Source organism: uncultured Paraglaciecola sp. (assembly GCF_963977085.1).
In the GTDB taxonomy this organism is placed as follows: domain Bacteria; phylum Pseudomonadota; class Gammaproteobacteria; order Enterobacterales; family Alteromonadaceae; genus Paraglaciecola.
On the sequence record NZ_CAXBNC010000002.1, the window covers coordinates 199,741 to 220,389 of the forward strand.

Below are 20,649 nucleotides of genomic sequence, written 5' to 3' on the forward strand. Positions count from 1 at the left end.
CTTAACTAGTCATTTTTTACATCTTGCGTTTTCAAGCGCTCTTGCTCTTCATTTAGCTGAGCATTTAAAACTTCCAACTTTTTTTCAATCGCCTTACGGCCCTCGTTACTTAGGCTGTCTTTTCCTTGCTCTAATTCCAACGTTAATTGCTCAATAGCAGTCTCAACGTTAGCGACTGATGACGCCATTTCAGCCTTTTCAAAGGCTAATGTTTCCAATTTATTGTCATTCGCTTCTGCTTCGACTGTATGGGAAGTGGGAATAATTGGCTGTTCTTTTATTGCACGAGTATTCATAAAGCTCGGTGACACAATCTCAATATTATCCCCGTGCAATCTATCTAATACCGAGTTATATAAATTGGCTCTTACTGATAATAAATTGGAGGTATCCTCTAAACGCCCAGCAATACGATAGGTTATAGAAAAATCGCCTAAATTTCTTATTTGCACAAACCCTTCCGACAGCCCCGCGTCTTCTGCTGCTAAACATAACTGTTTGCTAACTTGATGACGAGATATGTCGTAGCCTAAAGAGAGATCGATTGACACTATAGTTCCTGAGCTTCGTACTACTTTTACGGGAAAGGTCACCATATGAATATTAGGAATTGTGACGAGATCACTTTGCTCTGTTTGTACTTCAACATGCAATAGATTCATTTCTGTGGTGCGGCCGGTGATGTTATCAACTGTAATGTAATCACCTAACTTGATATTTTTGATGACTCGCAACATCACACCAGCAAGGATATTACCGATAAAAGTAGTGGAGGCAAAGGCTATCGCGGCACTCAGTAATATACCAAATAATGATAACAACTGACCACGCAGTGCATCACTCAGAGGTAACACAATAATAATAACCACTATGACAACGATAGTCAGGCAGAGCATTAAAAATTGGAATTGAAATTTACGTTTTTCCCAATACTTTCTAAGGTAGCGATTTAGTAATGCCAACAAAATAAAACTCAGTAATATAGTCGTAAATAACTTAGCTGTACTACCTGAGGCTAGAAAAAGGTCGAATACACTACTCATCTTCAATACATTCCTAATTTAATAAACACCGGACGCTTCGCCACTGAGCGATAATTATATAGTTGATAGTCCATCGTTAATATCCATTACGCTTATAAATCACTAGTTTTTGGAGCAATACAAGTCTCTTGCTTCAATTGTCCCGTTTATGCCCCAATACCCTGCAATAGCCGCCCCAGTATATCTGAACCAGTAATGACCCGAGGCGCTAAATCAGTCCAAACAATAATCACGTCCTTTTGCAACACAGAGTCGGATGCGGCTTCTATGTCATGAACAGATTTCAGTAATTGCACCGCCTCTCCTAAAGTAGTCTTAGGATCATCTATGATAATAGGCCTGTGGCAGAAAGAGTACGGATCTTTAGCTGCATTAACTAATGTTGTAGAGCGAATAAAACTATCTGCGTCAAGCACTAACAGAGGTTTGTTTTCATTATTTTTAATTAACACCCAAGTCTGATCTGAGCGATTGACTGCAGTAACAAACGCCTTAAATTCTGGGGTGTCTGGCATTGGAAGACTGGGTAAATCGAGAACATGAGGCATAGTAATAATACTGAACGGATCTAATAGTTCTCCTTCTTCAAGCACTGTAATGTTTTCAATCTGCAAAAAATTCATTGCCCCCCTACCCTGCACTTGCTCTATACCCGATTCCTTAGAATCTAGGTGAGCTTTTATAAAAGCCGATAGTTGTTTTTCTCTCAGATAGGCAATGCCTTCTTTACCCAACCAAACGTCCAGCAAAAGCGCTGTGGTTTTAGCTACGGGAAATAGCAAAATCTGATAAAACCTAATGATAGGAGCAAGCTTAGAAGCAACTTTAAGGGCATTACGTGAAAAGTAAGCTTGTGGAAATACTTCACCCAAAAAAGTGATGAGTACCGTTGAAAAGAGAAATGAACTCATACCGGTAAGTACTGAATCTGATAATAAGGTCAGCAGTACATTTATAGACACATTTCCCCAAAGAAGCGTAGACAATAAATAATTGGAGTCAGCACGCAAAGACAAAATAACGTCGGCACTGCTACTGCCTTGTTTAGATTCTACTTCTAACTGCAAGCGGCTTAAACTAAAAAAGGCTAAATTTAACCCTGAAAAGATTGCTGATTGGCTAATACAAATGATTATGCCAATCCAAATAAAAATATCATTTGTCATACATTATCTGTCCTTACAACAGGGTGAAATTTAGTCAAGTCAACATGACACAATTAAAAACCATTGCGAAACTTGTATTAAAACGATAGTCCCAAGCTTAGCTCGTTAACTCTTTCGCACAATTACGGCCTTTTTACCAACTAGTGAGAAATTCAAAGGTTACTCTTTTAACAGAGTGACTGGGGTTAAAAAGTCATTGGGTTTAAATGCAAGTACTGAACAAGACACTTCGGTGAATACTTTTTCAGCCGTGTTGCCAATGAAAAATCCGGCTATTCCAGTTCGGCAAACGGTACCCATAATCAATAAATCAATTTGTTTTTGTTTAACGGTATTAATGATTTCTGAGGATGGGAAATTAGATAATATCAAATCCATGTGCATAGTTGATTTACTCCAATCCTGAAGTTCCGTATAAGATAACAAGGCTTGTTTGCAACTTTCCAAGGTATCTTTTCGCATATCTTCAATACTCTGTTCAGATAAGCCACCTCTTACTGACAAATATCCTTCTGCATACACAGACCAAACTTGTAAAAAATGCACAGTCGCATGGCTGATTGATTCAACTAGTTTGCTCGCTTCGATGAGTGAAGTATTCAATGAAATTTCACTTGATTCCTCGCTTGCTGCATCTACAGGAGTCAGAATATTTTTAATATCTGCAGTGGTGTGGGGATTAACTATCCAAAGTGGACAAGGGCATTGACGTAACAAGTGCATCTGGGTGCTACCAAAAAAACTTGTGGGTAAACCTAATTGTTTTTTTGCGGCCATAATTGCCAATAAGTCAAACTTACACTTGAGTACCTGACGAATTAACTCGATAAAGGTTTCTCCACTTGCGACCATAGTTTTGATTTCGAGGGCAAACACTTCCAAGGTACTGGCTATCTTGTCTAAAGACTGTTGAGTGTTTTTTATCATGTCCTTATTGATGTCTTCTAAAAAGGCCGATGAAATAGCCATGCGGGCTAATGGTGGCAGTGGTTTTACAACACCAACCAAAGTGATCCTTGCTTTTGTAACTAGCGCAAGAGGTATGATGCAGTTGAGCATAGGTTGACTGTTGACACTAGGATCAATATAAATCGCAATATTAGTAAACATAATAACTTCGGCTCCTGAAAACGAGGAAAACGGTTCTTCGTTTAAAAAATATAATCATTAGCAGTCAATTTTTAAGGCTCTACCTGCCAAAACTCACATAAATAACTCCAGGCTTCTTCGGCTGTATCCACAATCTTAAATAGCTCAAGATCAGCTTGATTTATTGCCCCCTGTTCAGCTAAAAAATCAAAATTAATTAGCTTATTCCAATAATGAATGCCGACTAGTACGACAGGTACCGACTTAACTTTTTTAGTTTGAATTAGCGTCAGTGTTTCAAAGAGTTCATCCAAGGTGCCAAATCCACCAGGAAACGCCACCAAACCACGCGCTCGCTTTAAAAAGTGCATCTTGCGTATTGCAAAATAGTGAAACTGAAAACACAGCTCAGGGGTGATATAAGGATTAGGATCTTGTTCAAAAGGCAAAACAATATTTAACCCAATGCTTTTACCGCCAGCTTCACTAGCACCTCGATTGGCGGCTTCCATGACGCCCGGTCCACCGCCTGTCACCACCACATATTGACGACCATTCAATGCTAGGGATAGCTGAGTTATTTTATTGGCTAACAGTCTTGCTTCCTGATAATAATGACTATTTTTTAGCACATTTGTTGCAATCACATGCTGCTTGATAAGATGTGCATCAGAAGGTGATTGTGCCAACATGGTTTTGGCTTTTAACAAGCTTTGTTGAGCCCTATCAACATCAGGAAATCGTGCACCGCCAAAAATCACCACAGTGGTATCAATTTTGTTTTCTTGTTGCACCAAATCGGCTTTAATCCATTCAAGTTGCAACCGAACCGAACGCAAATCGTCTCGTAATAAAAAATCTTCATCAGTATAAGCAAGTCGATAGGATTCGCTTGACTCTAACTGTGCAGTTTTTGCCACCTCGGCGTCATCTGCTGCTGAGCAGAAATACCTATTTTTATTGCTTGATTGCTTCATGCAAAATGGTCCATCAACTTAAAATTGAATACATTGGTTTAGAGTTGGGATGGTCGAATTCCATCCTTTACTTTTTAACGCTGTTTGCAATGTGAGCTTGGCGTTTTCTTCACCATGCACCAAAAACAATTGTGGTTTTTTATCTGTAAAGCCACCTAACCAATCTATTAGTTGTGATTGGCTGGCATGAGCTGAAAAGCCACCCATAGTATGAATTTTAGCCTTGACGGCTATTTCCTCACCTACAATTTTAAATACTTTTGCGCCATCAACTAATGCTCTTCCTGGGGTACCCATGGCTTGAAAACCAACAAAAATGACATGAGATTTTTGTCGCCAAAGATTATGTTTAAGATGATGGCGAATTCGGCCACCATTACACATACCGCTACCAGCAATAAAAATTGCACCACTGTCTATGTTATTTAGCGCCATCGACTCGGCGGTAGAGCTTGAGTAACGTAAAACCGGTAAAAATTTATGCAAACTTTGTTGATTGTTTGAGCCACCCATAGCGGATCGGTCTTCTGGATTAAAAATATTTTGATAGCGATGATAGATTTCGGTAACCGCTATGGCCATTGGGCTGTCTAGATAAACCACCTGTTGTCTTAGTTTACCCTTTTGATATAACTCCCCTAACCTAAACAGGATTTCTTGGGTTCGGCCTACAGCAAAGGATGGGATCAAAATATTTCCGCCATTTTGCGAAGCATCTTCAAGCACATCTTCAAACTCTTGCAAGGTTTCATCCATTGGACGATGATCGCGGTCACCATAGGTAGATTCAAGTAGGAGGACGTCTGCTGTGGCAACCAATTCAGGATCTTGCAATAACGCTGCTTGTGAATTACCAAGATCACCCGAGAACACGAGTTTTTTAACTGCGCTTTGTTCCTCGATATACACTTCAACAATGGCTGACCCCAATATGTGTCCAGCATCTAGATAATTAATTTCGAAACCAGGAGCGACAATGTTTTTTTGGTGATAATTGATTGCCTTACAAAGATCTAATGTGTCTTCCACATCGTTTAAATTATACAAAGGTTCAATTTCTACTTTCCCCGAACGGCGTCGCCTTTTATTTTCCCATTCTGCATCCCGTTGTTGCAAAGATGCGGCATCTTTCAATAACACTTCAATTAGATCTCGGGTTGCGTATGTCATATAAATAGGACAGCTCAACCCCTGTCCAACCAGCAGGGGCAAACGCCCTGAGTGATCTAAATGGGCGTGGGAAAGAACCACAGCGTCTATCTCATTTATATCAAATGGCAGTGGTTTAAGGTTGGCTTCTTCCTCCTCACGCCGGCCTTGAAATAGACCACAATCAAGTAATATCTTTGACTTGCCGTTGTTAAGCAGATAACAACTACCAGTCACGCCCTCAATTGCGCCATAAAAAGTTAAATTAGCCATTATATTCTCCAAAAATTGTGAGTTTACTCATCAGCGACAACATCTGGCACTGGCCTATCTTCAAAGTCGAGTTTTCCTTGTAACGCTTTAATCCTGATAAGCGCTTTATTCCACTGTTGTGCCAACCTAAACACCTCAGCTAGACCATCAATCGAGTCAGACATTTGGCTAATGGAGATGTGTGAGCGTGTTCCTTCAATAAGTAGCTTCGCCTTCAACTTGTCGTGCTCCGAATGCAATTGACTTATTTGCTCTTGCAGCATGTCTAATGTGCCAAATTCCGTCCCACGACTGCTTTGCATAAATGTCGCCACTTTAGCGAGGTAATCCGTCATATCCTGCTCAAGAGTATGAGCTGCGAAGCTTTCCCTTCTTTCAAACTGATAAACAATATGCTCTAGTGTTATAGTGCAACTAAGAAAATACTGCTCAATTCTCAACAGCGTGGCGAGATCAGCTGTTGTGTCTTCACTCATTTCAGAGCTACCAATGTTAGCGATAAATTTGGATATTTCTGTAGACAGTAACTTTATTATTTTGACTTCGTTTTCGAAATCAAATGGTTGTGAAGCACTAGTTTGTATTGATTTTGAATACAAGTTCATGACTTTCTCTGACAACGCGAGATTTTCGAGTAACAGCGCATTAACTGCGAGCACTGGGGTTTGCGCAATAGTGTTATCTAAATATTGTGGACGGGAATCTTTTTCTTCTGGTGCATGAAAGCGCCCCTCAAGAAAGGTCGCAAGTCGATCATTATGTGGATAAACCAGGACTACGCCAAGTACATTAAATATGCTGTGAAAAAGTGCCAATGAAATTGCGGCATCAGAACGTATAGTAAAAAACTGAGTGAAGCCATCTATAAGGTAAAATATTACCGGCATAATCACTAATGCTACTAAAGCCGTTGAGGAGTTAAATATAACTTGTGCAGCCGCCACTCGTTTTGCATTAGGCGTCGCGCCTATTGAAGCTAACAAAGCTGTGGATGTGGTACCAATATTTGCCCCAATCACCATAGCACCTGCGGCGTATATCCCCACAACACCAGTGGAAGCAGCGGTAATGGTCAGAGCAATAGAAGCACTGGAACTTTGAGTGAGCATTGTCATGACAATACCCACTAAAAGAAAGGTAAAAATACCTGAGATACCTTCGGCGGTGAATTCACTTACATTAAATGTTTGAACCAAGCCCTCAAACGCATTTTTAAGTACATCGATACCGATAAAGAATAATCCGAACCCTACTAAAGCCAAACCAAAGGAGGCCAATTTCCCCTTTTGTTTAACCATTTTCAATATCATGCCTGCCCCCACCATTGGAAGTGCAAACGCCTGAATATCGAACTTAAACCCCAGAAGGGCCACTAACCACCCTGTCATAGTGGTACCAATATTGGCGCCATATACTATGCCTAACGCCTGACGCATACTGATAAGCCCCGCGTTAACAAAACCTAAAGAAGCCACAGTTACCGCACTGGAAGATTGCACTATAGCTGTCATAAAACAGCCAGAAAATATGCCCCTCAACGGGGTCCTACTGGATTCTGAAAGTAGCTTTCTAAGAGACGTGCCCGCGGCTAATTTCAGGCCATCAGTCATCATAGCGATAGCCAGCAAAAATAAGCCTAAGCCACCTAAAATCGTGCCAATTAGGGTTATGGTTTGCATTCAGCTTTACTCTCTAATCTATTGATTGGGTTTTCAGAGAGATTCCCATTGCGGGTGAAATATTGAACCGTAGTACAGGCCACTACGTCGCCTAACACATTCACTGAGGTTCGGCACATGTCCAAAATTCGGTCTACCCCAAGGATAAGTGCAATGCCGGCAGCAGGAATGCCCACCCCTTCAAGCACCATGCTTAATATTATGATGCCAGCACCGGGTGTTGCTGGTGAGCCAATAGAAGCGGCAACCGACATAGTGACGATAAAAAGGTAACTAGATAGACTCAGATCAACACTAAAAACCTGAGCTAGGAATACCGTTGCTACCCCTTGATACATCGCTGTGCCTGTCATATTGATAGTCGCACCTAAGGGGATCAGGAAGCGCGCTATCTCTGGATTGACATGTAATTTGTCTTCAACCACTTGTAAACTGATAGGCATAACAGCCGCTGAGCTACTGGTAGAAAACGCCAATAAAAGTAATTCTTTAACGTTACTAAAAAACGCCTTTAACGGTTGCCTCAATGTGACTTTGGCGACCATAAAATAAAGTAAAGCAACACTAAGTAGACCAAGAATGACTGTCGCAACATAAACGGCCATGCCAGCAAGTACTTCTACTCCTAAGTTGGCAACTAAGCGAGTGATGAGTCCAAAAACAGCAATAGGCGCCAATAACATTGCCCAAGATACAATACGTAGACTCACATCCTGCAATGCGCCCATTAAATCAAATAAAGGTTTGGATTGTTGTGCTGGAATTGACAGCATCGCCGCTCCTAACACTGCAGCAAACAAAATAATCTGCAGCATTTCACCAGAAGCCATAGAAGCTAAGGGGTTTTTAGGGATCAGTGCAGACACTTTGTTAGGTAATTCCGCCATGGCTGGAAAGCTTTGAACCACATTACCGGCTGCTGGAGTGGCAGTCATATCTACCAAAGCACTGGCATCAACAAATTGTCCAGGTTGAATACTTAACGCCAAGGCAATACCAATAGCAGCGGCAATTGCTGTAGATAGCACAATAAATAGCAATGCAATCAAACCATTTTTCTTAATGGCAGCAGGATTATTGTTCGCTGCTAGCCCTCTCACAATAGAAGCAACGACCAATGGAACAACAATCATCTGAATGATGGCTAAGAAAACCTGTCCAGGTAGCGCAAGCCAAGCCGTTAGTGGGATAACCATTTCAGTACTGATCAACCCTAGGTCTGGCCCTAATAAGACACCTGAAACGACGCCTAACATCAACGCAATTATTACTTTCAGCCAAAGTCGACCATTGATGAGATGTTCAAGCTGATTTGCGAGATTTTTAAAGGGACTGACAATAGATGATTTCATTTGTAACCACTTAAAGTTAGGAGTTTGAGTCACCACTTAATGTTAATCAAAGTAAACAATATGTAGTGATTCAAAATAGTTAAAAAATCATAACAAGTTGCCGCAGTCATCATCTTGATGTAAATCAATTATCTGACCCACTAGGTTTTCCCCCAAGTCACAAGTCAATGCCATTCAATATTCTTAAGCGCCAACCTAATTTAACCAAGTACTAGTGCAGTAGCTGGACAGCTAAAGAAGTTTTGTGCATGATCATGACATCGCGTTTTAGATTTGCAGTTATTGTGTTTATTCAAGTTATCTTTTTTCCAATCACTTTTCCTTTTCTGCCTACAGACGCCCCCAGTTTTTACATTACTTTTAGGAAATACCATGCAAAAAATCGTTATTGTAGGCGGAGGTGCGGGTGGCTTAGAACTCGTTAGTCGACTCAGTCGCACACTAGGCAAAAAAGGCTTGGCGCAAATTATATTGGTAGACAGGCAGCCGACCCATGTGTGGAAACCTCTGTTACATGAAGTAGCAGCTGGTGTGATCGATAAAAACTCTGACGGAGTGGATTATCGAATCCATGCTGCTCGGCACCATTATCAATTCCAACTCGGTACCATGAGTGATATCGATCAGTTGAATAGGAAAATAAAATTAGATCCTATCCTTGATGAACAAGGAGAAATATTGCTACCTCATAGAGAGATTGACTACGATTATTTAGTTTTGGCCATTGGCAGTGTCAGTAACGATTTTGGCACGCCAGGTGTGAGTGATAATGCCTATTTTTTAGATTCTCTGGCTCAGGCTGAACGTTTTCATAAGGCGTTACTCAACCAATTATTGAGGATCAATCAACAAACCGACCTTTCCAGTACCCTAAAAGTGGCGATTGTTGGTGCGGGGGCAACTGGCACCGAGTTAGCGGCGCAACTCCATCATGTAGCAAATTTAGCACGTTCTTATGGCATGCCTAAAATGTCTTCAAAACGCTTGGTTATCTCCATTATTGAAGCCGGAGAGCGAATATTACCGGCTTTACCAGAGAGAATTGCGTTATCAGCAAGGCAGGCGTTAACCAAATTGGGGATTAAAGTATTAGAAGGTACACGAATTATTAAAGCCCAAAAAGAAGGCTTTTTAACTAACCAAGACGTATTAATCGAGGCTGACTTGTTGGTATGGGCGGCGGGCATTAAAGCCCCGGATTTTATTCAAAAACTTAATTTATTTGAAACCAACAAAGCCCAACAAATTTTGGTCAATACACATTTGCAAAGTACCATTTGTAAAAAAATATTTGTAATAGGCGATTGTTGTGGTTTTAAACAACAAGATGGTACTTGGGTTCCTCCACGAGCCCAATCTGCTCACCAGATGGCTAGCTTAGTGGCCACAAATTTGACTCATATTATCAAGAACAAACCTTTAATTGATTACCGATATACCGACTATGGATCTTTAGTGCATTTAAGTAAGTACAGCACTGTGGGTAGCCTGATGGGTAGTTTAAGTAATAGTAGTATGTTTATCGAAGGCCGAATTGCAAGATTGGTCTATATTTCTCTTTACAATATGCATCAGTTCGCTGTTCATGGCTGGCGTAAAGGAATATTGGTTTTGTTAAGCCGAAAATTAAGCAATATAGTTGGACCTAAGTTAAAGCTTCACTAAATCGCTAGATTAATAAAAGATAAATTGGCGAAAACCAATTTATCTTTTTGCTTGAATTTAACGGCCGAGAATGAGGTCTGTGAGACCAAATAAGCCATATAAAATAGGCTGATGTATTAGGTAAATAATCAATGAATGCTGCCCTAAAAATACGAGTTTATTTGCAATGGCACTTGGCTTGACTTTTATGTGAAACATCTCGCTGTGCATCACAAATACGCCTATTAATACCACACCTATCCAGGGGAAAAAGCTAACTAAGTCCACTGTGTACGTCGGTATCCCTAAGTTTAAAACACTCCACTCCCAAAGCCAGTATAAGTCAAAGATAGTAGTCCAATAACCCGCTAGACTGATAACACCAATGATTAATGCAAGGTTAGGAACACGGACAAATAAGACTGAGACAGGTAACGCCACCGCAATAAAATGTATTATCCCAAAGTACACCCAGGTTTTAGGATCTAATAGCAAGCTACCTATAGTAATCAACAGCGACACCAAACACAGTTTAGCGACTGTTTTTGCTAGTTTCTCTTTATTGACAGGTTTTTGGTAGGCTAAATAACTACTCATTCCTACCGCCAACAAAAAACAGCTAACAATAATCGCCCTAAAAACTCTCCATTCAAGATCTTCACTGGTGCTGAAATAGGCCCATCCAAATATCGTTAAGTCATAACTAAAATGGAAAATAACCATCAGAACAATGGCTAAGCCGCGAAGTAAATCAATTTCATAGATTCTACTTTTCTGAATAATTGTATTATTGCCCATTTTACTTATCGTGATCCTTAAGCCATTCATTTAAAAGCTTAATTTGCCCGCATTTATAGGCCGCATAGGTTATGCGTAACGCATTTGACAACATTTCACTGTCTGTCCAACCGGTTTTATCAGATAACTCTGAATAACAGTCCATTGCTTGAGGCGTGACATATCCCCTTACCTGTTTTTTACCTTTGTCTTTTTGTTTTTCCCTGAAGCGTTTTTGTTTTTCAGCGTTAGCACTGCGTTTAATTTGGGTCATATCATTCAAATAATCATTTGTTTAGGTTTAAATTGCTCAAAAGATGAAATATATCACTGTTCAGAGTTGTTTAGCGTACAACTGTTCGCTAAATTACCCTCCTCAGAATAATTAGGCAGTATATAGAATGACAGTACAACAAAATAGTTTCACCAAAGAAGAACTTTTATCTTGTAGCACAGGGGAGTTATTCGGCCCTGGAAATAGCCAGCTTCCTGCACCAAACATGTTAATGATGGATCGCATTGTAGAAATTTATGAAACCGGCGGCGAGCATGACAAAGGTTATATTGTAGCGGAACTAGATATTACACCGGACCTATGGTTTTTTGCGTGCCATTTTCCCGGTGATCCTGTGATGCCAGGTTGCCTCGGATTAGACGCTATGTGGCAACTGGTTGGATTTTTCTTAGGCTGGTCTGGTGGACCAGGCAAAGGTAGAGCCTTAGGTGTGGGTGAAGTGAAATTTACTGGTCAAGTGTTACCTACAGCTAAAAAAGTTACATATCGGATTGACTTAAAACGTGTTATCAAACGTAAACTGTTTATGGGTTTAGGTGACGGAACAGTAGCAGTTGACGGTCGAGTGATTTACCAAGCAAAAGATTTAAAAGTAGGTTTATTTCAAGATACCAGTAGTTTTTAATTAAAATCGAAGTTTAAACGTATTAAAGCCCCAAAAATTGGGGCTTATGTATTGGTATTTAACGACTAATTAGTCCGATATTTCTATCACCGATGGCCTCTCGCCACCCTCCTAACCATTCAGATCTTGTATTTGATGTATGAAATGGGCAGTTCTCTTTTGAACGACCTGTAATGCCTGCTTGGTAACCTTTAGAATGCGCCCTTGAAAGTTTATCTCTCTTTTGTCTTTTCATTGAGTTTCCTCTTTTGAATGATTAATTACCCGTAGTGACTTAATGGCCACGTAATAGAGATAGTGGATACTGATGATTGGTTCAATAGTAAATGTCACTTATATTATTTGACATTTATTAACTGTTTGAATAAATGTGTTTTTTGCCCATAAACTAAATTTGTATATAAACTCGCCGATTTAAGACTATTTGTAATAATACAATTAACGGCAGTTTATTGTCTTCAAAGGAGAGAGGGAAATCAAATTAGCGACAAATGACGGGGAAAGTTATGTATAAAGAATTAACCTGATTGCTGCTCCAACATCCTATAGCGTAGTGTCAAAAGCTGCGTCTTAGAGCCTTTAAGGCTCTAAGAAAACAAAACCCGCCAAGAGGCGGGTTAGTTAAAGTCGAAACGCAATCAAGTTAGATTGAATTTTTAAAACGTCTCCAACCTAATAACAACAAACCCAAACCTAAAATCCAAGAAAGATTAGCCCCTTGTCTATCTCTATTAATTTCATCAGGTGTTTCACATGATTCAGTTTCGCCACCAACAATTGGTACCAATTTAATCGCCTTAACTAAGTCGACTATTATTTCACTGCCGTCTGTATCGAGAATGACCTCCCCGCTTGCATCTTTTGATGGGCCTCTATACAAGGCAGTGGCCACAATTTCATTGTTGTCGTTGATGCTATTGGCTTGCACTATAGTATAAGGTGAATCACAACCCACTAGGCTTTGCATGCCATTAAATTCTTTGGAGACATGATCATATAAAAAACCTTCTGTTCTACGACCAGTTAATGATGCATCCACTTCGCCATAACCCACTACTAAGCCATTATTATTTATATCTAGGGCCTCACTAGAAGAACCTAAGAAAAAATCATCTGGGAAAGTTAACTCTGACAAGTTCATATCGTAAACAAAAAACTTTTTTCTATTGGTTCCATTAATAGATTTTCTTTGATAACCCACTACTAAATTATCGTTATTGATATCGTTCGCTGAACTAATAGTGACAGAAGTCCTAGCAACAATGCGTTCTGGATCCGGTGTTAAATTAATAACTTCGTCACCATCATATATTACAGCGTAGTTACGAATAACAGTCACATCACTTTCAGTGTATTCACCATTTGAAATACCCACTGCTATACCGTTGTCGTTAATAGCAATTGCCTGGCTACTATAAATCTTAGTATCGTCAGCTTCTGGTTCAAAAAGTAAACCAAGTTCTTTGGTGTCTAACAAGTTACCTTGGTCGTCTAATTGCCAAATCAAACCTCTCAGTTGTGCATAGGAAGTAATTGAGCTAGTAAAAGTACTCACCACACTGCTGATGCAAGATTCAATAGGCACGTCACCTCTTGATGGAAAATCGGTGCTATCCGAGTCATCATCATCTACTAATTCTTCATCTTCACAGTCAGTGACAGCTGTTTCTAAGGCGTCAGATAAAAATGAAGTTGTACCGTAACCAACAACTTGATTACTTTCATTAATGCCAAAGGCATCACTAAAACCGCCGGCAATTATTTCTGGTGCCGGCAAATCCACTACTGTATTACCGAGACTAACAAATCCTCGGGTGCCAAATTCATGAACAACAAAGGTGACGTCGTCACCATCGTCCAAGGTATAGTCAACTTTATTATAAAAGCCTTCGCCACCACCTACACTCATACCTGCATTGTTAATATCTCTAACAGTAGTATTGGTAGAAATGGAGTATTGATTGCTTTGGTCGATTAGCTCATCAAAACCAGTGATATAATTTGTTTCATTTTCAGTGGCTAAAAAGCTGACGGTATTGGCAATTTGTTGGGCACTTTGTGATCCATCTGCGGAACCTATCAACGCCAGTAGCAGTTGATAATCAACGCTATTAAAATCGCCATTACTCGCTGCTTGCACATCAGTTAATAGTGCGACCAACGTATCTGATTCAAAGTCTAATAAATCTAGATCTATGGGAATATTGAATGGCGATTTAACATTTACCGTTATATTGCCATCTTCGTTGATTGCGCTGGGGAAGCTATTTCGCCCTTCGTCAGTAACAGGTAATTCAACTACCGTGTACTTAGCCGCTTGGCTAACAGGTGCCACTAAAAGGGCTAAAGATAATGCGGCGGCTAGCCTTGTTTTAGTCATGTATAATTAATCCTACTTACTACTAATATGTTAAGTTGTTATAGTTATATTTTGTCATCTGCTATTCGTTCATAGCTTCAATTTCATCCCATCTTTCATAACTTTGGTTTAGCAACTTTTCAGCCTCCGCTAAATCTGCAAGCACTGGGTCTGATTTTGATGCGCCTTGGCTAAAAAAGTCAGGAGCATTGACTAATTCTTGTAAATTTTTAACTTGATTTTCAAGGGTTTCAATTTTCAAAGGTAAAGATTCTAATTCAAGTTGCAGCTTATATGATAACTTTTTACCTTTTACTTCCGGTGAAATGCTTTTAGGACTCTGAGTTTGCGATTTAGTTGCAACTGTCGCCACTTTTTGAGGTATTTGCTGTGAGTACCAATCGCTGATATCAGTGCAACCACCGACAAACTCTCTTATTTTACCCTTACCTTCGAAGAAGTAACTCGATGTCACTACGTTATCAACAAACTCCCTGTCATGGCTAACTAAAATAACCGTTCCTGGATAATTGCATATAGTGTCTTCCAACAGCTCTAAGGTTTCTACGTCTAAGTCATTTGTCGGTTCATCTAGAATAAGAATATTACTCGGCTTTAACATTAATTTAGCTAACAATAGGCGATTCTTTTCACCACCAGATAAGGACTTCACTGGTGAATTGACTCGTTCTGGCGTAAACAAATAGTCTTGTAGATAACTCATGACATGTTTTGTTTTACCATTGATTGTCACTTCTCTTCTACCATCAGCAATAGCGTCTATGACTCTAAGTTCGCCATCTAATTGGTCTCGATGCTGATCAAAATAAGCCACTTCAAGTTTTGAGCCTGATTTAACTATTCCGGATGTTGGGGACAATTGCCCTAAAAACAGCTTAATCAAGGTACTCTTGCCACAACCATTGGGACCCACTAAGGCTAACTTTTCGCCTCTGAGAATAGTGGTAGTTAACGACTCAACAATGAGTTTATCAGCAATGGTGTAATGTAAATTTTCAGTTTCAAAAACGATTTTCCCTGAACTCTTAGACTCACTTACACTTACCTTAGCTGTGCCTAATTTGTTAGCTCTGAGAGAGCGTTCAGTTCTTAAGGCTTTAAGTGCTCGCACTCGTCCTTCGTTCCTAGTACGACGTGCTTTAACACCCTGTCTGATCCAGGTTTCTTCAATACTTAACTTTTTATCAAACAACGCATTCTGCGCTTCTTCCACTTCTAGGTCATGGGCTTTTTGATCAAGATAGGCTTGATAATTACCAGGATAACTCACCAAGTTTCCACGGTCTAAATCAATTATACGGCTGGCGACTCTACGAATAAACGCCCTATCATGGCTAACAAATACTACAGCCCCTGCATAACCTATAATGGCGTCTTCTAACCATTTGATCATATCAATATCAAGGTGGTTGGTTGGCTCGTCTAACAGCAAAATATCTGGCTCGCTTGCCATGGCTTTGGCTAAGGCTGCTTTTCTTCTCCAGCCACCAGACAAGTTACTGAGTTCTTGGTTAGGATCAAGTTGAAGTTTAGTTAACACTTGCTGGATACGTTGTTCTAGCTGCCAACCATTGTGATGGTCAAGTTGTTGTTGAAAGAATTCCAACTTGGCCATATTGGCATCAGACGGGTCTTCAGCGACCAAATCTGCGGTATGAAAATATCCTTTTAGATACTCGCCTACTTCAGCCAATCCTTCTGCCACATAATCAAACAAAGTGCACTGCACACTTGCCGGAGGATCCTGTGGTAATCGAGAAATTTTCACTTCTTTGTTTATCAAACGTTGACCGTCGTCTAGTTTGATATCTGCTTCAATGACTCTCAGCAAGGTGGACTTTCCGCAACCATTGCGGCCGACTAAACATAATCTTTCACCGGGATGAATGACTAGTTCAATACCATTTAATAAAGGAGGATGACCAAGGATGATACTGGCATTTTTTAACTGCAATAAACTCAACGTAAAAACTCACCTAATTGAAAAGAATCGAATGGCCAAGGCAATTCACTATTATTGTCTTCGCGGAATAAAACCGGAATACGCGCACCAAATAAATGATACAAATCCGAGCTGGCACGCACATCCACTTTTTTAACTGTCGATGCCGCGCGTGTATCTACTTCTTTAAGTAAAGCCTCGGCTTGTTCGCAAAGACAACAGCCCTGACCGGTATACAAAATTAAACTCATAAAATCTAACACACCTTACTGTTTAACAAGTGACCAACAATGATGTATTTTCGGATTGCGCTGAAAATCTTCTGGCAGAGTTTGTTTGGAAATATCTTTTACCTTTAACCCCAAAGCATTTAACGCTGCTTCGTCTAACTTAAACTGACGCAAGTTGTTGGAAAACAGGATTTCACCACCTGGATTGAGGCAAGTTAAGGCATCTGTGATTAACGCAACATGATCTCTTTGCACATCCCAAGTCCCTTCCATACGTTTAGAGTTAGAAAAAGACGGCGGATCAATGAACATTAAATCATATTTACCATTATGACGATTTAACCACGTCAAACAATCGGCTTGGATAAATTCGTAAGCCCCAGTTAAGTTATTAATCTTGAAATTTTCTTTCGCCCAGTCAATGTAGGTATTGGACATATCGACTGTTGTCACCGATTTGGCACGACCTAAAGCCGCATGTACAGATACACTGCCAGTGTAAGCAAATAAGTTAAGAACATCTTTTCCTTTAGATTTCTTTTGGATTAATTGACGGGTGACGCGATGGTCTAAAAATAACCCTGTATCTAAATAGTCATATAAATTGACTTGAAATTTTGCACCATTTTCGAACACTTCGATGGTTTCTTTGCGCTGCGAGACTTTTTGGTATTGGTTTTTACCTTTTTGTTGCTCTCGCACCTTAAGAATAATCTTATTTGCATCAATGCCCGTGACTTGGGGTAAAGACATCATGACTTCTTGAACGCGTCTCTTGGCTTTTTGTTCAGGTATATCTTTGGGAGCTGAATACTCTTGCACTACGAGATAATCGGCATATCTATCCACGGCCACATTGTACTCAGGTAGATCTGCGTCATATATTCGATAACAATTGGTATTTTGATTTTTTAACCATTTATTGACCTTCACCAAGTTTTTAGTTAGGCGATTAGCAAAATCATTGTTAACGGTTTTGTTTTCTCGAACTTGGCAGTTTTTTTCATCTAATTCAAAATTAACTAATGAACATTCTAATTTGCCGTTCATCAATTTGTATTCTTTTTTGGCCGCTAACTTCAATTGACGCAATAAATCACGATCTGATGTTAACAAAGACAAATGCCACGACTTAAATTCTTGCTTTAACCAACTTCCCCATTTTTGAAACACTGGAATAAGTTGCGTTGTTTCACTTAATCTTTCACCGTAGGGCGGATTACTCACTATGTATCCACTGGGTAAATCTGTAGCGGGAAGAAGGCAAGCGTCTTGTTGACTAAATTTGATTAAATCTGCCACACCAGCGGCTGCGGCGTTTTCTTTGGCCACTGTAATTATTGAGCTTTCTATATCATTGGCCCAAATCACACCTTCATGGGGCTTTATAGCCTGCTCCGCTTCTTCAATTAATTTATTCCAGGTAGATTTATCATGTTGTTTCCACGCATTAAATCCCCAAGATTGACGTTTTAACCCAGGTGCAATATTTGAAGCTATCATTGCAGCTTCGATAGCAATGGTCCCAGAACCACACATGGGATCGATAAGTGGTGCTTGGGTATGCTTAAACCAGCCGCTTCTGATTAACATGGCACTGGCCAAATGTTCCTTCACGGGTGCTATACCAGTTTTAGCTCGATAATGTCTTTGATGTAGGCTCTGACCTGTTAAATCAATATACACACCAAGAATGCTTCGCCACATGCGAGCTTGCACTCTGATGTTAGGTAAAATTTTACTGACTGATGGACGCTCATCAAAGAAAGTGGAAAATTGGTCGACTATGGCATCCTTGACTTTTAAGCCACCAAACTGAGTATTATTGATACTCTGATTAGTACCAGTAAAGTCGACCATAAAGGTATCCTTTACACCAAAATGGCTGGGCCAGTTTGCTTGATCTGTTACTTTGTAGACATCGTCTGCACTATTGACTTCACCTTCAGCTAGTTTTACTAACACCCGGTTTGCTAAACGAGACCAAATACACACTTTATAGGCGTCAGCAAGTTCACCGCTAAACAACACTTGTCCGGGTTTAGATTTTAGTGCCACGTCTGGGCATATATTTGCTATTTCTTCCAATAGCATTCCGTCTAAGCCCTTAGACGTAGTGATTAAAAATTCGAACATGGTTTGGCTCATTGTGTGACTCAAGTTACTCATTGATTAAAACGGGCGCGATTATACGGTAAATGACAGCTAAGCGCATGTTTAATCGATATTTAATAGGTAGGAGATATTTACAAGATTATTTACAGCTGCAAAATTATAAAAATTATGCGGTCAGTTGAGAGCTGGCTTCTGACAGTAAAGGTTCAAGACGGTTTTTTGCGAGTTTAATTAATTCAAACTGCCTTAAAAATTTGTTTTCGTTTAGCTGTAGTTTCGAGGAAATCAACATACAAGTCGCCAAAGAATGTTCATCGGTCAACACCAATACAACACCTGAATTAAACTTATTGGAAACTCTGGCTAGGCGATGGTGGAAACCATATGACTCAACTTCATCAAAAAACCAGCTTTTTGGCGCCACTGGTTTATGAAACATTATTGCAGCTGTGGCATTAATTAAGATGTGAGTAAGCTGTGCATCAGAAAATTGTGCACCACTGGCAAGTAGATGATTGGCAAAGGACAAATAATATTCAGTATCGGATAAATTAAATAACTGATGAGATTTTGGCAAATCTATAATGTGTTGTTGCCCATATGCCGTTGTACACTGCCACTCTTTTCCCATAGACAACATAAGTTGACTATTTTCAGAAAACCAATACCAATCTGACATGGGTTGAAGCATATACGACCATAAACTCAATAAATAACAAAGGCTAAAAAATTAACATATGTCTCTAGCCTTTGGGTGATTTATTACCTATTTATTTAGTATAAAAGAAGCAGATCTGGACAAGATCATTATATGGAATTAATGATCTCCTTGATCACTTTTGGCCCTTGGTAGATCAAAGAGGAATAGACTTGGATCAAGCTTGATCCGGCACTGATCCTTGCCTTTGCCGTGTCAGCGGAGTGAATACCCCCTACCCCTACAACCGGCATTCTACCAGCGATCAATTTGCATATCTTCTCAGTAACCGCTTGGCTTTTAGAGCACAACACCGCACCGCTAAGGCCTCCCATTTCTTGTGCGTTTTGTTGTCCCAACACTTCAGTTCTATCTAAAGTTGTGTTGGTTGCTATGACTCCATCGATCTTCGCGTTGATCAGAGAATTGCACATGTCGACAATTTCTTGGTCCGTTAGATCTGGAGCGATCTTAACGAGGATCGGCACATATTTACTATGTTTAATTTCTAATAATTGTTGCTCTGTTTTAAGTCCCATTAGAAGCTCATCTAATGCTTCACCGTGCTGAAGATTTCTTAATCCAGGAGTATTCGGCGAGGAAATATTGACTGTGATATAACTCGCATAGTTGTACACTTTTCGAAGGCAAATCAGGTAATCTTGCAGTGCCTGCTCTTCCGGTGTGTCTTTATTTTTACCAATATTTATTCCTAAAATACCGGTGTACTTTGCGCGTTTAACATTTTCAATAAGATAGTCGACTCCCTTATTATTAAATCCCATCCGGTTAATAATGGCCTGCCCTTCTGGTAAACGAAACATTCTTGGTTTGTCATTACCAGGTTGTGGCTTAGGTGTAACTGTGCCTATTTCAATAAAACCAAAACCCATAGCGGCAAAGGCATCAATACACTCACCGTTTTTATCTAAACCGGCAGCTAACCCCACAGGATTTTTAAAGGTTAAACCCAATGTTTGCACTGGTTTATCGGCTAAATTTTGCCTATATACACAATCTAATAAGGTATTTTGAGTGCGTTTAAGCCAATTTATAGTGAAGTCATGACTCCATTCGGCATCTTGGGTAAATAATAATTTTTGGATAAGTGGATACATAATTTCTCTTTAAACATAAAAAAGCCCCGGCACGTATTAACGAAAACCAGGGCGTTGTTAAACAAATCCTCATACCACTTCGAACGGCGCATTATGAG

The 20,649-nt window shown here is 39.9% G+C and carries 18 protein-coding genes; 2 read left to right on the plus strand and 16 right to left on the minus strand.

What is annotated here, in order from left to right; genetic code table 11:
• Window positions 1-5: 5 nt before the first annotated feature.
• The 7 genes from AAC000_RS03430 to AAC000_RS03460 form a co-directional block, all read right to left on the minus strand.
• Entirely contained in the window at window positions 6-1,043 is a 1,038-nt protein-coding gene (locus AAC000_RS03430) for a mechanosensitive ion channel domain-containing protein (protein ID WP_339720119.1), read from the minus strand.
• 146 nt (window positions 1,044-1,189) lie between these two features.
• Window positions 1,190-2,209 carry a DUF21 domain-containing protein gene (locus AAC000_RS03435; RefSeq protein WP_339720121.1) on the minus strand — a complete coding sequence of 340 codons (1,020 nt, stop codon included), beginning with the start codon at window positions 2,207-2,209 and terminating at the stop codon, window positions 1,190-1,192.
• 159 nt (window positions 2,210-2,368) lie between these two features.
• Window positions 2,369-3,319, minus strand: coding sequence for a universal stress protein (locus AAC000_RS03440; RefSeq protein WP_339720123.1), 951 nt, complete (start codon window positions 3,317-3,319; stop codon window positions 2,369-2,371).
• Window positions 3,320-3,390: 71 nt separating this feature from the next.
• A complete protein-coding gene (locus tag AAC000_RS03445) occupies window positions 3,391-4,275 on the minus strand; it encodes a TIGR00730 family Rossman fold protein (protein ID WP_339720125.1) in 885 nt (294 codons plus the stop codon).
• A gap of 18 nt (window positions 4,276-4,293) precedes the next feature.
• On the minus strand, window positions 4,294-5,697 hold the full coding sequence (locus AAC000_RS03450; protein WP_339720126.1) for an MBL fold metallo-hydrolase: 1,404 nt from the start codon (window positions 5,695-5,697) through the stop codon (window positions 4,294-4,296).
• Between the two features lie 23 nt (window positions 5,698-5,720).
• Window positions 5,721-7,376: a Na/Pi symporter gene (locus AAC000_RS03455; RefSeq protein ID WP_339720127.1), complete on the minus strand. Its 1,656-nt coding sequence runs from the start codon at window positions 7,374-7,376 to the stop codon at window positions 5,721-5,723.
• Window positions 7,364-8,728 carry a dicarboxylate/amino acid:cation symporter gene (locus tag AAC000_RS03460; protein ID WP_339720129.1) on the minus strand — a complete coding sequence of 455 codons (1,365 nt, stop codon included), beginning with the start codon at window positions 8,726-8,728 and terminating at the stop codon, window positions 7,364-7,366. The genes AAC000_RS03455 and AAC000_RS03460 overlap by 13 nt, the downstream gene beginning before the upstream one ends.
• A gap of 372 nt (window positions 8,729-9,100) precedes the next feature.
• Here AAC000_RS03460 and AAC000_RS03465 point away from each other — a divergent pair, with 372 nt between their 5' ends.
• A complete protein-coding gene (locus AAC000_RS03465; protein ID WP_339720130.1) occupies window positions 9,101-10,393 on the plus strand; it encodes an NAD(P)/FAD-dependent oxidoreductase in 1,293 nt (430 codons plus the stop codon).
• Window positions 10,394-10,450: 57 nt separating this feature from the next.
• Here the strand turns inward: AAC000_RS03465 and AAC000_RS03470 are convergent, their stop codons facing one another.
• Window positions 10,451-11,170 (minus strand): heparan-alpha-glucosaminide N-acetyltransferase, encoded by a 720-nt coding sequence (locus AAC000_RS03470; protein WP_339720132.1) that lies wholly within the window; start codon window positions 11,168-11,170, stop codon window positions 10,451-10,453.
• A 1-nt stretch (window position 11,171) separates the two neighbouring features.
• Window positions 11,172-11,423, minus strand: a complete 252-nt coding sequence (locus AAC000_RS03475) for a hypothetical protein (RefSeq protein WP_339720133.1) — start codon at window positions 11,421-11,423, stop codon at window positions 11,172-11,174.
• A gap of 127 nt (window positions 11,424-11,550) precedes the next feature.
• Here AAC000_RS03475 and fabA point away from each other — a divergent pair, with 127 nt between their 5' ends.
• Window positions 11,551-12,069, plus strand: coding sequence for a 3-hydroxyacyl-[acyl-carrier-protein] dehydratase FabA (fabA, locus tag AAC000_RS03480; RefSeq protein WP_339720134.1), 519 nt, complete (start codon window positions 11,551-11,553; stop codon window positions 12,067-12,069).
• Between the two features lie 58 nt (window positions 12,070-12,127).
• Here the strand turns inward: fabA and rmf are convergent, their stop codons facing one another.
• The 7 genes from rmf to pyrD all read right to left on the minus strand — a co-directional run bounded on the left by rmf (window position 12,128) and on the right by pyrD (window position 20,551).
• Window positions 12,128-12,304, minus strand: coding sequence for a ribosome modulation factor (gene rmf / locus AAC000_RS03485; RefSeq protein WP_339720135.1), 177 nt, complete (start codon window positions 12,302-12,304; stop codon window positions 12,128-12,130).
• 408 nt (window positions 12,305-12,712) lie between these two features.
• Window positions 12,713-14,449 carry a DUF3466 family protein gene (locus AAC000_RS03490; RefSeq protein WP_339720136.1) on the minus strand — a complete coding sequence of 579 codons (1,737 nt, stop codon included), beginning with the start codon at window positions 14,447-14,449 and terminating at the stop codon, window positions 12,713-12,715.
• A gap of 61 nt (window positions 14,450-14,510) precedes the next feature.
• On the minus strand, window positions 14,511-16,412 hold the full coding sequence (locus tag AAC000_RS03495; RefSeq protein ID WP_339720138.1) for an ABC transporter ATP-binding protein: 1,902 nt from the start codon (window positions 16,410-16,412) through the stop codon (window positions 14,511-14,513).
• On the minus strand, window positions 16,409-16,642 hold the full coding sequence (locus tag AAC000_RS03500; RefSeq protein ID WP_339720140.1) for a glutaredoxin family protein: 234 nt from the start codon (window positions 16,640-16,642) through the stop codon (window positions 16,409-16,411). Before AAC000_RS03500 ends, AAC000_RS03495 begins: the two co-directional genes overlap by 4 nt.
• A gap of 15 nt (window positions 16,643-16,657) precedes the next feature.
• Window positions 16,658-18,757, minus strand: coding sequence for a bifunctional 23S rRNA (guanine(2069)-N(7))-methyltransferase RlmK/23S rRNA (guanine(2445)-N(2))-methyltransferase RlmL (gene rlmKL / locus AAC000_RS03505; RefSeq protein ID WP_339720141.1), 2,100 nt, complete (start codon window positions 18,755-18,757; stop codon window positions 16,658-16,660).
• A gap of 145 nt (window positions 18,758-18,902) precedes the next feature.
• The gene (locus AAC000_RS03510) at window positions 18,903-19,427 is read right to left on the minus strand and encodes a cell division protein ZapC domain-containing protein (protein ID WP_339720143.1); all 525 of its coding nucleotides are present in this window, start codon (window positions 19,425-19,427) and stop codon (window positions 18,903-18,905) included.
• 116 nt (window positions 19,428-19,543) lie between these two features.
• Window positions 19,544-20,551 carry a quinone-dependent dihydroorotate dehydrogenase gene (pyrD, locus tag AAC000_RS03515; RefSeq protein ID WP_339720145.1) on the minus strand — a complete coding sequence of 336 codons (1,008 nt, stop codon included), beginning with the start codon at window positions 20,549-20,551 and terminating at the stop codon, window positions 19,544-19,546.
• Window positions 20,552-20,649: the final 98 nt, after the last annotated feature.

Excerpts from the sequence above, each read along its gene's own strand:
- AAC000_RS03430 (WP_339720119.1), bottom strand. The coding sequence starts at position 1,043 with ATGAGTAGTGTATTCGACCTTTTTCTAGCCTCAGGTAGTACAGCTAAG.
- AAC000_RS03435 (WP_339720121.1), bottom strand. The coding sequence starts at position 2,209 with ATGACAAATGATATTTTTATTTGGATTGGCATAATCATTTGTATTAGC.
- AAC000_RS03440 (WP_339720123.1), bottom strand. The coding sequence starts at position 3,319 with ATGTTTACTAATATTGCGATTTATATTGATCCTAGTGTCAACAGTCAA.
- AAC000_RS03445 (WP_339720125.1), bottom strand. The coding sequence starts at position 4,275 with ATGAAGCAATCAAGCAATAAAAATAGGTATTTCTGCTCAGCAGCAGAT.
- AAC000_RS03450 (WP_339720126.1), bottom strand. The coding sequence starts at position 5,697 with ATGGCTAATTTAACTTTTTATGGCGCAATTGAGGGCGTGACTGGTAGT.
- AAC000_RS03455 (WP_339720127.1), bottom strand. The coding sequence starts at position 7,376 with ATGCAAACCATAACCCTAATTGGCACGATTTTAGGTGGCTTAGGCTTA.
- AAC000_RS03460 (WP_339720129.1), bottom strand. The coding sequence starts at position 8,728 with ATGAAATCATCTATTGTCAGTCCCTTTAAAAATCTCGCAAATCAGCTT.
- AAC000_RS03465 (WP_339720130.1), top strand. The coding sequence starts at position 9,101 with ATGCAAAAAATCGTTATTGTAGGCGGAGGTGCGGGTGGCTTAGAACTC.
- AAC000_RS03470 (WP_339720132.1), bottom strand. The coding sequence starts at position 11,170 with ATGGGCAATAATACAATTATTCAGAAAAGTAGAATCTATGAAATTGAT.
- AAC000_RS03475 (WP_339720133.1), bottom strand. The coding sequence starts at position 11,423 with ATGACCCAAATTAAACGCAGTGCTAACGCTGAAAAACAAAAACGCTTC.
- fabA (WP_339720134.1), top strand. The coding sequence starts at position 11,551 with ATGACAGTACAACAAAATAGTTTCACCAAAGAAGAACTTTTATCTTGT.
- rmf (WP_339720135.1), bottom strand. The coding sequence starts at position 12,304 with ATGAAAAGACAAAAGAGAGATAAACTTTCAAGGGCGCATTCTAAAGGT.
- AAC000_RS03490 (WP_339720136.1), bottom strand. The coding sequence starts at position 14,449 with ATGACTAAAACAAGGCTAGCCGCCGCATTATCTTTAGCCCTTTTAGTG.
- AAC000_RS03500 (WP_339720140.1), bottom strand. The coding sequence starts at position 16,642 with ATGAGTTTAATTTTGTATACCGGTCAGGGCTGTTGTCTTTGCGAACAA.
- rlmKL (WP_339720141.1), bottom strand. The coding sequence starts at position 18,757 with ATGTTCGAATTTTTAATCACTACGTCTAAGGGCTTAGACGGAATGCTA.
- AAC000_RS03510 (WP_339720143.1), bottom strand. The coding sequence starts at position 19,427 with ATGCTTCAACCCATGTCAGATTGGTATTGGTTTTCTGAAAATAGTCAA.
- pyrD (WP_339720145.1), bottom strand. The coding sequence starts at position 20,551 with ATGTATCCACTTATCCAAAAATTATTATTTACCCAAGATGCCGAATGG.